Origin of the sequence: Enterococcus sp. DIV0682 (assembly GCF_051712685.1) — a bacterium.
In the GTDB taxonomy this organism is placed as follows: Bacteria; Bacillota; Bacilli; order Lactobacillales; family Enterococcaceae; genus Enterococcus; species Enterococcus faecalis.
The window spans coordinates 1,104,095-1,117,675 of record NZ_JBIOPK010000001.1; the positions used below are offsets into that span (position 1 = coordinate 1,104,095).

Below are 13,581 nucleotides of genomic sequence, written 5' to 3' on the forward strand. Positions count from 1 at the left end.
ATGTTGAGTAGTGAGCAACGGGAAAAAGATTTTTATTAGTCATAGTTCAAAGGATCAAGAATATGTGGATGCGTTTATCCAATTGTTGAAAAAGTTTGGGTTTCGAACACAGGATATTTTTTATAGTTCCGCTATTGAAACAGGTGTACAGCCAGGAGAATTAATTTTTGACACGATTAAAAGGGAGCTAACTAATCAACCTGTCATGCTGTATTTTTTATCTGATCATTATTATCAGAGTATTCCATGTTTAAACGAAATGGGTGCTTCTTGGATGCTATCAGATAAACACTATCCAATTGCGTTAAATAATTTTTCTATGAAAGATATGAAAGGTGTTATTAGCAGTGAGCGTTTGGCGATTGCGTTTAATGATAAGACAAGTACTAATGAAATAAACTGCTTATTAAAAAAGTTATCTCATGACACAGATGTACAAGCTGAGCCAGATTTTGAACTAAACGTTGAGAAAAATATTCAGCCATTCCAAAATAAACTGACACAACTGATTCGGCAAGCAAGTTATTTAAAACCTGATGAAAAGGGATATTTTGAAACGATTCTTAGCACTCATCGTCCTGTGTATGGCACAGCAAAAGGGGTCTATGACTGTTTTAAATTACCTAGCTTAATTGAGCCTAAAAGTTTAGGTTTAGACACGCTATCAGAGGATGAAAGCCATTGGCTATTCTTTTTTCTTACGTGGGGAACTTTTCAAGAAGGCGAAAAAGTGCGGTTTAAATTGAAAAAGGATAAGGCGTATAACAATCGGGAATTTAGTGATATTGGTAAATGTAAAAATATTTACGTCTCTTATTTAGAGAAGGTAGAGTAATTGGAGGAGGTAATAAATGAAAATGAATTGGCGTCAGTTGGTTGGTACATATCGTATTTCTGATAATGGTAAACAATATCAAAATGACTGGTTAAATAAGCAAGTTGATTTAGCCACAGAACTTCGTAAATCTTTTGATAGTGACTATCGTAGAGTAATTAAAAGTGATGCATTTAGACGTTTACAAGACAAAACACAAGTTTTTCCTTTAGAACGTAATGATTTTGTAAGAACGCGTTTAACACATAGCTTAGAAGTGGCAATGCATAGCAGGGATATACTTAGATTAGTTATTTCACAGTTGAACGAACGAAACATTGAGGTTATGGAATTATCAGAATGCTATCGGTTGTTAGAAACAGCTGCATTAATCCATGATATCGGCAATCCCCCTTTTGGACATTTTGGGGAAGAAGCCATTCGTATTTGGTTTGAAAAAAATGGTCCTTTGTATGCTTGTTGGTCTGATTTTTCGGAGCAACAACAAAATGATTTTCTTAACTTTGAAGGCAACGCTCAAACCATCCGACTTTTAACAAAACTGCATCATGATAATGGGACTTCTAAAGCAGGAATGAAACTAACTGCCACGACATTAGATACAGTTATCAAATATACGGCATCTTCAGATCAATTAAATAAGCAACAGCTTTTGTCTAAAAAAGTTGGCTATTTTTACTCGGAAAAACAAGTGTTTAACGCCATTAAATTTGCGACAGGAACACAAAATAAGCGACACCCATTAGTCTTTTTGCTAGAAGCCTCAGATGATATCGCCTATACTTTTTCAGATATCGAAGATGCCTATAATTATGGTTTATACAGCTATCAAGATTTAAAGCAGTTTGTTGATGGGCAAACAGGAACAAAAAAATTTTTAATGTTAGAAAAAGATAAAACAGAAGAAGCTACCTTACAAGAATTTTTGAGAAAGACACAAAGAGCTGTTTGTCAAAGCGTAGCGAAAAATTTTGCTAATCATTATGACTTAATTATGAGAGGTATCTATCATAATGAAATTATCATTGAAGATTGTGATGAAGTGAAATGCTTTCAGGCATTAAAAAACTTTTCTAGAGCCTATGTTTTTCAAACAAAAACAATTTTGGATCAAGAGGTATTGGGCTTCAATATCATCAATCGTTTACTAGATGAATTTGTTCCAGTCGTACTAAAATACGAAAAAGTTTCCATGAATAAGTATGAGGAGCGAATCTTTAATAATATTTCGGAAAGCGCGAAAGCGTTGTATAGAAGAGAAGCAAAGAACGCTACAGAAGCAGAAAAAGACTATTATCGTTTGAAAATGGCGGTGGACTTTGTATGTAATATGACGGATGGATATGCCAAAAAAGTTTATGATACATTATTCACTTAAAATTTGAGAAAAAGCTTCTCAGCGGTTGCCGCCGCTGAAGAAAACTAGTTCATTGCACAGGCTGATCGTTTCAGTAAAAATTTTAAAGATGCTAGTAATTTCACTGAAAATCGGGTACACTAAAATTAGCTAGTGTAACTAGCAAAAAAGGCAACTGGAATAGATAGGTTGTGCTGTCTATGAAGGGCTTTGTTTGTCAGGTGGTGCTGACATGCAAAGTGCCTTTTTTCTTTTTCTCAACATTTTAAGGACAAAAAACGATTGCAACATGTCACAATCGCTAACCTCGGAGAAAAAGGAATTTTTCTCCAATGGCCATTTCGATAACCTGTTGTGTGTTTCGAAACATTCAGAACGGTGGTGCGTTCTTTCAGTGCCTAATTATCCAATTCGTTTCTTGTTCCTCTATTTACAGTATACTGAATGAAAGCCTATTCTGCAATGATAGAATCAGGTTCCTGTGATTAAATAACATAAAAAATGGGCTCCTTATATAAAGAAAAATAACAAAAGAAATTTTGAATATTGACGTTTTTTTTAGGTACGTTATGATAAATGAGAGGTGATTTTATGTTAAAAATGCAAATTGTTGATTATTTACGCAATCAAACAGCTTTTTTTGAACCATCTTTAGTCAGTGAAATTTTCACAGCAAGCAATATTGCAACGACATTTTCTATCAAACGAAATACAGCTAGTCACTATTTAAATCAGTTAAACGAAGAAGGGATTCTAGTTAAGATCAATACACGACCAGTTTACTTTTTTCATAAAGAAGCGTTTCAACAACAAAACTATCTTTTAAAAAGAACTGTTTATCAAAGTTTCCAAGAAATGATCGATGAACAGCCTGTTTTTGATCGCAAAAGTGATTTTTTTCAGTCGGTCATTGGTTATCGCGGTAGTTTAGCCCAGACCATCGAACAATTAAAAATGGCAGCGCTTTATCCTGGCGGTGGATTGCCTGTCTTAATTACAGGTGAAAGTGGTACGGGTAAAAGTTTTTTAGCATCCTTATATTATCAGTTTTGTCTTTCAAAAGAACTGCTTGACGATTCAGCACCTTTTGTGACAGTTAATTGTGCGCAATATGCTAACAATCCAGAGCTTTTAACTAGTCAATTATTTGGGCATCTTAAAGGCGCTTTTACGGGAGCAGATTCCGATAAAATTGGGGCCTTTCAAAGTGCAGAAGGGGGCGTTTTATTTTTAGATGAAGTTCATCGTTTGAGTCCTGAAGGGCAGGAAAAGTTGTTTACATTTTTAGATCAGGGCATTATTTATCGAATGGGTGAAACCAATCGGCCCATTCCTGTTACGTGTCGGTTGTGCTTTGCCACAACTGAAGAAATTTCTAGCACCTTTTTAACGACATTTTTAAGACGAATTCCTATTCAAATTAAAATCCCAAGTCTTGCTGAACGCACTCAAGCGGAAAGAAAACAATTAATTATGCGAGCATTTTATGAGGAACAGCAAGCTATTCAAAAAGCAGTTACTATCACGCCACAAGTTATCCAACTTTTAGAAAACCACCATTATGTAGGCAATGTAGGTGAATTAAGAAATAATATAAAAATTATTACTGCACGCAGCTTTGCCGCCAATCTTGATAAACGTGTTATTCCAATCACTTTGCACGATCTACCGAAAGAATTTCTGGATCAATCGATCAGACTAGCTCCTGATGAAAATGAATTGCCTATTCGTTTAGATGAGCAAACAAATCTGGTTAGTTTGTTAGAGGAAACAGAGCTTGCGCAAAGAAAAATTATCCAGAGTTATGAACGAATCCTTCGTCTTTATGTCTCTCACCATCATCATCTTTCCACTGCTAATAACGACATCTCGAAAGAAATTGAACGCTTATTCGATGATTTATTATTTGAAAAGAAGCGAGAGAAAAATCACGAAATGTTATTGTTTATTACGCAAAATATCCGTCAATTATTGGAAACGATTGAATCGTCTTATCAAATTCGGTTTAATGGCAGTTTAGTCTATGCATTAAGCACCTATCTGTTTCAACGAAGATGTATTGATTGGTTTCCAGAAAAAGAACCTACAACAGTCATTGACGAACTTTTAACAGAAGTTCAAACTAAATTAGCAACTAGTTATGGCTACGCTGAACAACTGTTAACTTTAGTGAAACGTTCATTAGATATTGAACTATCCCAGATGGATCGAATTATTGTCACCATTTATCTTCACTATTCGGGTTCAGTAAAGGAAAGTCACTATCCGAAAGCGGTGATTGTTGCCCACGGATATGCCACAGCAAGTAGTATTGCGAATGTTGCAAATCGGCTGTTAGATGTGCCAATTTTTCAATCGTTTGACATGCCGTTAGATGTTACTCCCAAAAAAATTTCCGAACACTTAATTCACTATATGGAACGTCAAGAAACGAGGAATGGTTTAGTAATTCTTTTTGATATGGGTTCATTGAAAGAAATTTATCAGTATTTTCCGGCAGAAGAAGAAGGTCCTTTTTTATTAATGAATAATGTGACAACAAGCTTGGCTCTGTCTATAGGAGAAGCCATTAAAGACGAAGTTTCTTTTGAAGAATTGCCCCAAAAAGCGTTAACGGTTCATCCAAATGAATGGGAAATCATATTACCTGAAAATAAAACGGAACGTGTCATTTTAACAACGTGTAGTACCGGAATTGGCACAGCCGTTAAAATTAGAGATTTACTTGGAAAAAGTTTACCTGCGGAAGCACAATTAAAGATTATTCCTTGTGAATATAATCAATTACGTAATGCAGAGTCGATCAAAGAAAGTTTTCCAGAATATGAGATTGTCGGCATCATCGGTACAAACAACCCGTCTTCAAATGACCTCCCGTATATCTCTTTAGAAGAGTTGATTGCAGGAAAAGGAATTACGACCCTTTTAGAATGGACAAAGAGAGAATTAACTAAAGATATGCTGTCCTATGTAAATCATGAGTTGATTCGTAACTTTTCATTAGATCGGGTCATTCAATCAGTGACGATTTTAGATACAGAAAAAATTATTCGACAAGTAGAAGTCTTTTTAATTCAATTAGAAGAGCGGTGGCAACAAACAATTCAAAATGATCGTAAATTAGCGGTATATGTCCATGTCAGTTGTTTAATTGAACGATTAATCCGGAATGAACCTATTGAAAATTATAATGGCGCCGAACAATTAAAGCAGTGTCAAAGAACGGTCTTGCAAGAGTTAAAAGAGGCGTTTAGTGTCATTGAAAAAGTTTATAGTGTCAATATACCTGAATCGGAGCTTTTTTATGTCTATGATGTGTTGTTTGGAAAAACGGAGTTTAACAACGCAGAAAGCGATTTTTAAAATAAAAAGGAGGGAGTGCCACTTTTTTGGCACTCTTTTTGCTATATAAAGAAGTAAGTGAGGTGAAGAAAATGGAACGTAAAATTATTCTGGCAACACATGGTAATTTCGCTGCAGGGATTCAGACATCATTAGCTTTAATTTGTGGTGAAACAAAGAATGTGGAATGTCTTTGCGCTTATATGGAACAACCTTATGATTTAGCCAAGACGGTCAAAGACATTTTAAAGAACAATCAACAAAATGAATTAATTGTGATTACAGACCTATTTGGCGGAAGCGTGAATAACGAATTCTTTAATTATGTGGGGAAACAAGCAATGCATTTAATTTCAGGATTAAATTTAGCAACATTAATTGAAATATATACCCAAATAAATACTGTTGATTCATTAGTTGATTTAGTAAAACGTGCCGTTGAAAACGGACAAGAAAGTCTTTGTTATTGTAATGAGTTATCTAGTAAAGAAATTTTAGAAGAAGAATTTTAGGAGGAAATGAAATGATTAAATTGTTAAGAGTCGATCATCGCTTGTTACATGGTCAAGTGGCTTTTTCATGGACCCAAGGCTTAGGCGCCGATTGTATTTTAATCGCAAATGATGACGTACCTAAAAATGATATTCGAAAAACAACCATTAAGCTAGCTAAGCCAGCAGGAGTAAAACTGGTCATTAAAACGATTGAAGATGCGATTGCCGCACTAAAAAGTGGTGTTACAGAAAAATACAAACTTTTTATTGTAGTTGAGAGTGTAGAAGATGCTTATCGATTGGCTACTGCTTATCCAGAAATAAAAGAAATTAACTTAGGAGGGATGAAAGTAAGGGAAAATACTCGAAACATTTCTAAAGCAATTAATATCACACCGGATGAAGAAAAAATGGTTAAAGAATTGGTCGCAAATGGTTGTGAAGTTGAAATTCGACAAGTCCCAAATGACAAAAAAGTAGCAGCATTAAATGTCTTGTAGAAAGGAGAAATACAAATGATAGGACAAGCGATTCTTTTAGGTTGCATCGCTTTTATTGCGCAGTCGGAATATGCTTTAGGAACCTCGTTGCTTTCAAGACCAATTGTAACCGGTTTATTTGTCGGAATTGTATTAGGTGATGTCAAAACGGGCGTAATCATGGGCGCGACCTTAGAGTTAGCTTTCATCGGTTCTTTTTCAGTGGGCGCATCAATCCCACCTGATGTAGTGACTGGTGGGATTCTTGGTACAGCGTTTGCTATTACTGCTGGCGCAGGAACAGAAACAGCCTTAGTCTTAGGCTTGCCAATCGCAACGTTAACGTTGATTCTTAAAAATATTTATTTGGGTTTGCTCATCCCAATCATGAGTCAAAAAGCTGATCAGTATGCTGAAGAAGGAGCATATAAAGGGGTGGAGCGCATGCATTTACTTGCAGGCTTTGGCTTATCGTTCATGCTAGCGCTCATTGTAACTATTTCATTTGCCGTGGGCAGCAACACCATTAAAGGCTTACTTGATCTGATCCCTGAATTTATTCAACATGGGTTGTCTGTTGCAACTGGGATTATTCCAGCGCTAGGATTTGCGATGCTTGCACGCTTACTGATTAACAAACAAGTGGCGCCATATTTCTTTTTAGGCTTTGTCTTAATGGCTTACTTTAAGTTACCTGTAACAGGAGTAGCAATTTTGGGTGCCATTACAGCAGTAATTGTTGTGAATATCATGAATTATGCCAAAGGAAAGAATGAAACAATACAAACAACAAGTGGGGAGGTAATTGATGATGACGAAGACTTCTAAAACTAAGACAGAAAACTTAATTACAAAAAAAGAACTTAATCAAGTCTTTTGGCGTTCATTCCAAATGGAATTTTCATGGAATTATGAACGTCAGATGAATATGGCTTATGTCTATGCCATGATCCCTATTTTAAAGAAATTATATCCTCAAAAAGAAGAGATGGCGGCAGCTTTAAAACGGCATCTTGCTTTCTTTAATACCACGCCGCATATCGTGACGTTTATTTTAGGAATTAATGCTGCAATGGAAGAAGAAAATGTTCTGGACGAAAATTTTGAAGTTGGAACAATCGATAGTATTAAAACCTCGTTAATGGGACCTTTAGCTGGTTTAGGTGATTCCTTTTTCTGGGGAACCTTACGCTTGATTGCAACAGGTGTTGGAACTTCGTTAGCTTTACAAGGGAATGTGTTAGGGCCAATTCTATTTTTACTCATTTTTAACGTCCCCCATGTGATTGTTCGTTATTTACTGAATCGTTGGGGCTATAAATTAGGAACTGGTTTTCTCAAAAAAATTCAAGCAAATGGCATGATGGAAAGTCTCACATTAGGCGCTTCAATAATTGGCTTGATGGTGGTAGGTGCTATGACCGCCTCCATGATTGATTTAACTATCCCGATTACAATCAGCGGAAGTGGCAAAAATGCAGTCACGGTTCAAAGTATCTTTGACGATATCATGCCTAAATTATTACCGCTTGCATCCTTTGGTTTTGTTTTTTATTTATTGAAAAAAGAAGTAAAACCTTTAGCGATTTTAGGTGGCATGGCAATTGTCGGAATTCTTGGCTCATTAATTGGTCTATTTTAGGAGGCAAAATATGAAAACGATGCTGGATTATATAAATGAGGAGCAAGCAGCCCTAACTCAGATTCTTAACCAATTTCAATTAACTGATACAGACGTTTCAAAGGTCACGCACTGTCTAATTTTAGCAACTGGCTCGTCACATAATGCTTGTCAGGCGGCTAAAGTTTACCTTGAAGAAGTGGCGCCTATTTATGTGGAAATCCAAGAGCCGTTCAATTTTGCTCATTATGGCAAAGTGGATGATCGGTTTGATCTGGTCGTAGCGGTTTCGCAAAGTGGTAAAAGTGCTTCAACAATTGATGCCATTGCAAAAATTAAAAACCAAACGTCTGTAAAAACAGTGGCCTTGACAAGTGATGTCACCAGCCCGATTACGGAGGTTGTGGATGAAGTCCTGGATTTAAAAATGGGGCTTGAAACAGTTGGTTTTGTCACAAAAGGCTATACGGCAACACTTTTAAATTTATTTCTATTTGGTTTGAAACTGGGCTATCAAAAGCATCAATTAACAAAAGTAGAGGTTGAAGAAGAATTAGCAAAACTTGCCAAAGCAATTCAGGAAATCGATTCGGTGATTTATAAAACCGAACAATTTTGGCAAAAAACGAAAAAAGAATTAACAGAGGGGACACGATTTATCGCAATTGGTTATGGGCCCAATATTGGTACGGCGAAAGAGTTTGAGACGAAGTTTACAGAAACAGTTCGCTTACCTTCCCAAGGATTTGAAGTCGAAGCCTATATGCATGGGCCTTATCTTGAAGCGGATACTACACATCTTTTGTTTTTTATTGAAAATCAAAGTCCTATTCAAGCACGTAGCCAAGCCTTGAAAAATTATCTAGCCAGTTATGTTGGCCAATGTTACACAATTACAACGCGTTCAACGCGAGCATCAAATACGTTAGGTTTAGCAAGTGATGTCGAAGAAAAAATTAGTCCTTTATTGTTAGTTATTCCATTTCAATATTTGGCGTATCAAGTAGCTACAAGTAAAGGAATTGATTTATCTCAACGGATTTTTGATGATTTTGATTGTGTCCTAAAAAGTAAAATAGCAAAGAAAGAGGGAAATCAGCCATGTTAAAATTTAATGAAGAACAACAAATCAAAGACATACGAGGTGCCTTAGCCTTGCGTTCAGATGTTGAAAAAGTTGTTGATCAAGTTTGGACGAAAGGATTTGATGCGGTCTATTATTTAGGAATCGGCGGTACTTATGCTTCAGCCATGCAAGCAGTTACTTATGCGAATGGAAAAAGTAATTTACCAATCTATGTTCAACATGCTGCTGAGTATTACACAACAGGCAATAAACGTTTAACAGAAAAATCATTCGTCATCTTGTCTTCCGTTACTGGGACAACACAAGAAGTGGTGCAAGCCGTTCAAGAAATCAAAAAGGTCGGCGCAACGTTATTTGGTTTTATCGATGCAAAAGACAGTCTTTTAGCAGATTTATGTGATTATGTGGTGACTTATCCAGCTCCAGGAACTGAGCAAATCAAGTTCTTTATGGTAGCTGATCGTTTAATGCAAAAAAACAACGAATTTACAGATTACGAAAATTATTACCAAGAATTGGAAGAATATTTGCCTACAGGTTTAGCTGAAGCCGAAAAAAGTGCCGATGCGTTTGGCTTAGATTTTGCGGAAAAACATCGTCATGATAGCATTCACTATTTTATTGGCGCAGGGAACCAATGGGGAGCGGTCTATTCTTATGCAATGTGCTATTGGGAAGAGCAAAGTTGGCTTCGCTCAAAATCAATTCATGCAGCAGAGTTCTTACATGGAACGCTAGAAATTGTAGATGAAACTACGCCAGTAACGTTGTTTATTGGAGAAGACGAGCAGCGACCGTTGGCAGAACGAGTAGCAAAATTATTGCCGAAAATCTGTGCCAATTATACAATTATTGATTCGAAAGCGTATGAACTTCCAGGAATTAGTGAAAAATATCGTGGCCGAGTTATTTCATTTCTCCTAATGCATGCGGTAACGCAACGCATTGATGCGCATGTAGAAAAATTAAATTGTCACCCATTAGAGATTCGTCGTTATTATCGTCAATTTGATTACTAAGACAAAATAGCCTCTTTTTCCAGCAAGCCTGTGGTAGACTGAAGAGAGAATACTTCAGAAAGTAGGAAAACCAATGACAAAACCGAAAATCTATACAATGACCTTTGCCAGTGTTTACCCGCTATATATCCAAAAAGCAGAACGTAAAAATCGAACGCAAGCGGAGGTTGACGAAATTATTTATTGGTTAACTGGTTATGATGAAAAAGGCTTGCAACAACAATTGGCTCAAAAAGTAACGATGGAAACATTTTTTGAAGAAGCACCCAATTTTAATGAAAACGCCCAATTGATCAAAGGCGTAATTTGTGGCTATCGCGTGGAAGAAATTGAAGATCCTTTAATGCAAAAAATCCGTTACCTAGATAAATTAATCGACGAATTGGCCAAGGGAAAAGCGATGGAAAAAATTTTAAGAACATGAAGAGGTCGGGACAGAAGTGTTTAACTCCGAGAACCAAGTAGGTACTGTTTAACATCTATTTGCTTTGCAAATAGTGTTTCTCAGCAATAAGAAGGAATTTCCGAAAATTGTTCTTTAATTTTTGGAGAATTTCGGCTTATTTCCGAAGGAGTTGCTTCTGTTCCCGCCGTTTATCAGTTTTTGAGCGTGGGACAAAAATTCAAAGTGATTTTTGTCCCACGCTCTTCATGTTTTCTTGTACACGGAATTTAACTATTTCCTGTATTAACGAAAGAGGTAACTCTTGCGTGTAGGGAAATTGAATGGCACCTTTCGAGGTTTTAAAAGGGCGTAATTCTTTGCTGAAACGTTGGATGGCTGATGGCGTAGGATAGAAACCTAAATGTTGCTTGGCCGCCGCAAAATGCACTAAATTGCCATTTAAGTAAAAGGTCGGCATTCCATAAGCAATTTTTTCAGTAGTCTCCTGAGGAACAACCGCTAAAATTGCTTGGTAGATTTCTGTTAACTGTGTTTGATGTTGGGATTGCTGGCGTATATAGTTTGCAATGATGGTCATCTAAAAACACCTCCGTTTGTTTCAGTATACTATGTAAAAAATAAAAGGCGAAGAGGATACAAAAAAACCGTCTAGTATTTTTTCTTTACTAAACGGCTTTTAGCTTAAATAACTACCTAAAGGGTCTTGCATGGAAATGTTTGTCACTCCTTAGTTTAATTGTTTTAAGTGTGCAATTGCTTCTTCAATTGTGTGACCAGTTGCTGTTTTACTTTCATTTTTTGCATCAAAAACAATGAAAATATTTTTGTCTGTGTCTAATTGAATACGGTATTGAATGTTTTTTACTTTGTAAGTCATAGTTATTCTCCTTTCATAAAGTACTCTAAAAAGGCGACGATAACTGATAACGAAATTCCATTGTTACTATACCACTGGAAAATTATTTTTGCAACAAATAACATTTTTTCTTTACTATTCCTTAGACTTCTTTGTTAGCTACTTCTTTACATTCTTTTTCAAGAAGCATAAAATAAATACATTACTAGTTTTTGAATAGGAGATCGATGTGAAAAAGAGAGTTGAGAAAATTAAACGATGGCCCTACCGCAATCTTCTGTATGGAATCGGGTTCATCATATTAATTATTTTTAGTAATTTATATCTGCAATGGTGTCAGAATAACTTGTCTGTTGATTTAGCCTTCAAGTTTGCTTTTTCGTGGCATACGGAAAAGTTTTTCTTAGGTTGTTTTGTGCTAAGTGTTTTTTTACTTTTTTTATGTAGTTTGGCAGGTTCATTAGGAGTTGGCGCTCTTTTATATAGTGTCATAATAGGTGTTTTAGGATTTGCGGACTATCAAAAGATGTTTTATCGTGTCGAACCTATTTACCCAGACGACTTAAAAATGATCACAGAAGTTAGTTTATTAAAAGAAATGGTTGGTTTATGGCCGTTTATTTTTGTGGTAGCGTTAGGTTGTGTAGCACTTTTTTTCTTAGGAAAAGCCTTTTATAAAAGTTTCTTTTTATCGAAGAAAAAACAAACGATTCGTGTGTTAAGTCTTGTTCTTTCGATTGGTCTATTTTCATATATTGGTGATTTTAACAATCCGCAAAATTTGTTACGTAAAGCCTATAATAAAACCGCGTTATGGATTCCTTACAGCCAAAAAATGAATTACTACAATACAGGATTTATTGGTGGTTTTCTATATAATTTAAAAGTAGAGGCTATGGACCAACCAAAGGGTTATTCAAAAGAAGCTATTTCAGAAATTACTCAGAAATATCAAAAGTTGGCCGAGGCGAAAACAGTGCCGAGCAATGAGCAACCCAATATTGTGTTTGTCATGAGTGAAAGTTTTTCAAATCCAGATCATCTGAAAGGTTTGTCCATTATTGGTAACCCTTTAGCTGATTATCAGCAAATCGCTGATAAAACTTACAGTGGCCAGATGCTTTCACAAAACTACGGGGGCGGAACTGCGAATATTGAATTTGAAGCCCTAACAAGTTTTTCGATGGAATTAATGAATGCCCAAATGACTACACCTTATACGATGATGATTCCTAAGATGACGGAATTGCCTTCCATTGTTTCATTACTTAAGGAACAAAAGTACCAAACAACGGCTATTCATCCGTACAATACATCTATGTATAAACGAAAAGATGTGTATAAAATTTTAGGTTTTGATCAATTTATCAATGAAAAAACAATGAACTATACGGATAAACTAGAAAATAATCCTTACATTTCAGATCAAGCAGCGTATCAGGAAGTGACGACACTGCTTAAAGAAAAAGAGCAACCGCAATTCATTCATTTAGTTACTATGCAAACACATATGCCCTATGAAAATAAATACACAACGTCCAATTATTTTTCTCAAGGAAACGGCAATCAAGTCGCGCTCAATAATTACTTGCAAGATATTGCCTACAGTAGCGAAGCTTTGAAAAATTTCCTACAAGAAATCGAAAAAATGCCCAAACGCACATTAGTCGTTTTTTGGGGAGATCACTTACCAAGTATTTATGATGAAAACATTCAAGCGTTGAATGAAGGGGCAGCCCTTCACCAGACAGAATTTCTAATGTATGATACGGCGAACCAGTTAACAGAAAAAAATCAGCATCAAGCAACCATTAGTCCATTTTATTTTGCTCCCTCACTTTTCCAACAAAGTGGCTTACCGCAATCGGGATTTTACGCTATGCTAAATGAGGTACAAGAACAATTGCCTGCTTTTGAAAAGGGGAATTACTATCTCGGTGGGGAATGGAAAAAAACAGTAGAAATGAATAAAAAGCAAGAACAACTATATGAGGAATACCGACTGATTCAATATGATATTGTTTCAGGGAAGCAATATAGTTTAGAAAATCAATTTTTTAGCTAAAAAAAACACACGAAATATTC

At 35.9% G+C, this 13,581-nt stretch carries 14 protein-coding genes; 12 read left to right on the forward strand and 2 right to left on the reverse strand.

Features of this window, described 5'->3' with window-relative positions:
- The first annotated feature begins 10 nt into the window (after positions 1–10).
- The 11 genes from IGK96_RS05280 to IGK96_RS05330 all read left to right on the forward strand — a co-directional run bounded on the left by IGK96_RS05280 (position 11) and on the right by IGK96_RS05330 (position 10,658).
- The gene (locus tag IGK96_RS05280) at positions 11–835 is read left to right on the forward strand and encodes a toll/interleukin-1 receptor domain-containing protein (protein ID WP_085443265.1); all 825 of its coding nucleotides are present in this window, start codon (positions 11–13) and stop codon (positions 833–835) included.
- A 16-nt stretch (positions 836–851) separates the two neighbouring features.
- A complete protein-coding gene (locus tag IGK96_RS05285) occupies positions 852–2,213 on the forward strand; it encodes a deoxyguanosinetriphosphate triphosphohydrolase (RefSeq protein ID WP_002371997.1) in 1,362 nt (453 codons plus the stop codon).
- A 211-nt stretch (positions 2,214–2,424) separates the two neighbouring features.
- Positions 2,425–2,640, forward strand: coding sequence for a hypothetical protein (locus tag IGK96_RS05290; protein WP_002357102.1), 216 nt, complete (start codon positions 2,425–2,427; stop codon positions 2,638–2,640).
- 143 nt (positions 2,641–2,783) lie between these two features.
- Positions 2,784–5,555, forward strand: coding sequence for a sigma 54-interacting transcriptional regulator (locus IGK96_RS05295; RefSeq protein ID WP_070416109.1), 2,772 nt, complete (start codon positions 2,784–2,786; stop codon positions 5,553–5,555).
- Between the two features lie 71 nt (positions 5,556–5,626).
- Positions 5,627–6,046, forward strand: coding sequence for a PTS sugar transporter subunit IIA (locus IGK96_RS05300; RefSeq protein WP_002389037.1), 420 nt, complete (start codon positions 5,627–5,629; stop codon positions 6,044–6,046).
- An 11-nt stretch (positions 6,047–6,057) separates the two neighbouring features.
- Positions 6,058–6,528, forward strand: coding sequence for a PTS sugar transporter subunit IIB (locus IGK96_RS05305; protein ID WP_002357106.1), 471 nt, complete (start codon positions 6,058–6,060; stop codon positions 6,526–6,528).
- A gap of 15 nt (positions 6,529–6,543) precedes the next feature.
- Entirely contained in the window at positions 6,544–7,335 is a 792-nt protein-coding gene (locus IGK96_RS05310) for a PTS mannose/fructose/sorbose/N-acetylgalactosamine transporter subunit IIC (RefSeq protein ID WP_002357107.1), read from the forward strand.
- Positions 7,316–8,149, forward strand: a complete 834-nt coding sequence (locus IGK96_RS05315; protein ID WP_002384383.1) for a PTS system mannose/fructose/sorbose family transporter subunit IID — start codon at positions 7,316–7,318, stop codon at positions 8,147–8,149. The genes IGK96_RS05310 and IGK96_RS05315 overlap by 20 nt, the downstream gene beginning before the upstream one ends.
- Positions 8,150–8,159: 10 nt before the next feature.
- Positions 8,160–9,236 carry an SIS domain-containing protein gene (locus tag IGK96_RS05320; protein ID WP_010707390.1) on the forward strand — a complete coding sequence of 359 codons (1,077 nt, stop codon included), beginning with the start codon at positions 8,160–8,162 and terminating at the stop codon, positions 9,234–9,236.
- Positions 9,230–10,234, forward strand: a complete 1,005-nt coding sequence (locus IGK96_RS05325; RefSeq protein ID WP_010707391.1) for an SIS domain-containing protein — start codon at positions 9,230–9,232, stop codon at positions 10,232–10,234. Before IGK96_RS05320 ends, IGK96_RS05325 begins: the two co-directional genes overlap by 7 nt.
- Before the next feature lie 73 nt (positions 10,235–10,307).
- On the forward strand, positions 10,308–10,658 hold the full coding sequence (locus tag IGK96_RS05330; RefSeq protein WP_002360043.1) for a DUF2200 domain-containing protein: 351 nt from the start codon (positions 10,308–10,310) through the stop codon (positions 10,656–10,658).
- A gap of 199 nt (positions 10,659–10,857) precedes the next feature.
- Here IGK96_RS05330 and IGK96_RS05335 read toward each other — a convergent pair whose 3' ends face one another.
- Both IGK96_RS05335 and IGK96_RS05340 read right to left on the reverse strand, forming a co-directional pair.
- The gene (locus IGK96_RS05335; RefSeq protein WP_002400669.1) at positions 10,858–11,217 is read right to left on the reverse strand and encodes an iron chaperone; all 360 of its coding nucleotides are present in this window, start codon (positions 11,215–11,217) and stop codon (positions 10,858–10,860) included.
- Positions 11,218–11,367: 150 nt separating this feature from the next.
- Positions 11,368–11,517, reverse strand: a complete 150-nt coding sequence (locus IGK96_RS05340; protein WP_002357118.1) for a hypothetical protein — start codon at positions 11,515–11,517, stop codon at positions 11,368–11,370.
- A 208-nt stretch (positions 11,518–11,725) separates the two neighbouring features.
- Here IGK96_RS05340 and IGK96_RS05345 point away from each other — a divergent pair, with 208 nt between their 5' ends.
- Positions 11,726–13,561 (forward strand): LTA synthase family protein, encoded by a 1,836-nt coding sequence (locus tag IGK96_RS05345; RefSeq protein ID WP_104846714.1) that lies wholly within the window; start codon positions 11,726–11,728, stop codon positions 13,559–13,561.
- Positions 13,562–13,581 lie beyond the last annotated feature (20 nt).

Coding starts and splice junctions, on each gene's coding strand:
- IGK96_RS05320 (WP_010707390.1), top strand. CDS start 8,160: ATGAAAACGATGCTGGATTATATAAATGAGGAGCAAGCAGCCCTAACT.
- IGK96_RS05295 (WP_070416109.1), top strand. CDS start 2,784: ATGTTAAAAATGCAAATTGTTGATTATTTACGCAATCAAACAGCTTTT.
- IGK96_RS05290 (WP_002357102.1), top strand. CDS start 2,425: ATGCAAAGTGCCTTTTTTCTTTTTCTCAACATTTTAAGGACAAAAAAC.
- IGK96_RS05305 (WP_002357106.1), top strand. CDS start 6,058: ATGATTAAATTGTTAAGAGTCGATCATCGCTTGTTACATGGTCAAGTG.
- IGK96_RS05285 (WP_002371997.1), top strand. CDS start 852: ATGAAAATGAATTGGCGTCAGTTGGTTGGTACATATCGTATTTCTGAT.
- IGK96_RS05325 (WP_010707391.1), top strand. CDS start 9,230: ATGTTAAAATTTAATGAAGAACAACAAATCAAAGACATACGAGGTGCC.
- IGK96_RS05300 (WP_002389037.1), top strand. CDS start 5,627: ATGGAACGTAAAATTATTCTGGCAACACATGGTAATTTCGCTGCAGGG.
- IGK96_RS05330 (WP_002360043.1), top strand. CDS start 10,308: ATGACAAAACCGAAAATCTATACAATGACCTTTGCCAGTGTTTACCCG.
- IGK96_RS05315 (WP_002384383.1), top strand. CDS start 7,316: ATGATGACGAAGACTTCTAAAACTAAGACAGAAAACTTAATTACAAAA.
- IGK96_RS05335 (WP_002400669.1), bottom strand. CDS start 11,217: ATGACCATCATTGCAAACTATATACGCCAGCAATCCCAACATCAAACA.
- IGK96_RS05310 (WP_002357107.1), top strand. CDS start 6,544: ATGATAGGACAAGCGATTCTTTTAGGTTGCATCGCTTTTATTGCGCAG.
- IGK96_RS05340 (WP_002357118.1), bottom strand. CDS start 11,517: ATGACTTACAAAGTAAAAAACATTCAATACCGTATTCAATTAGACACA.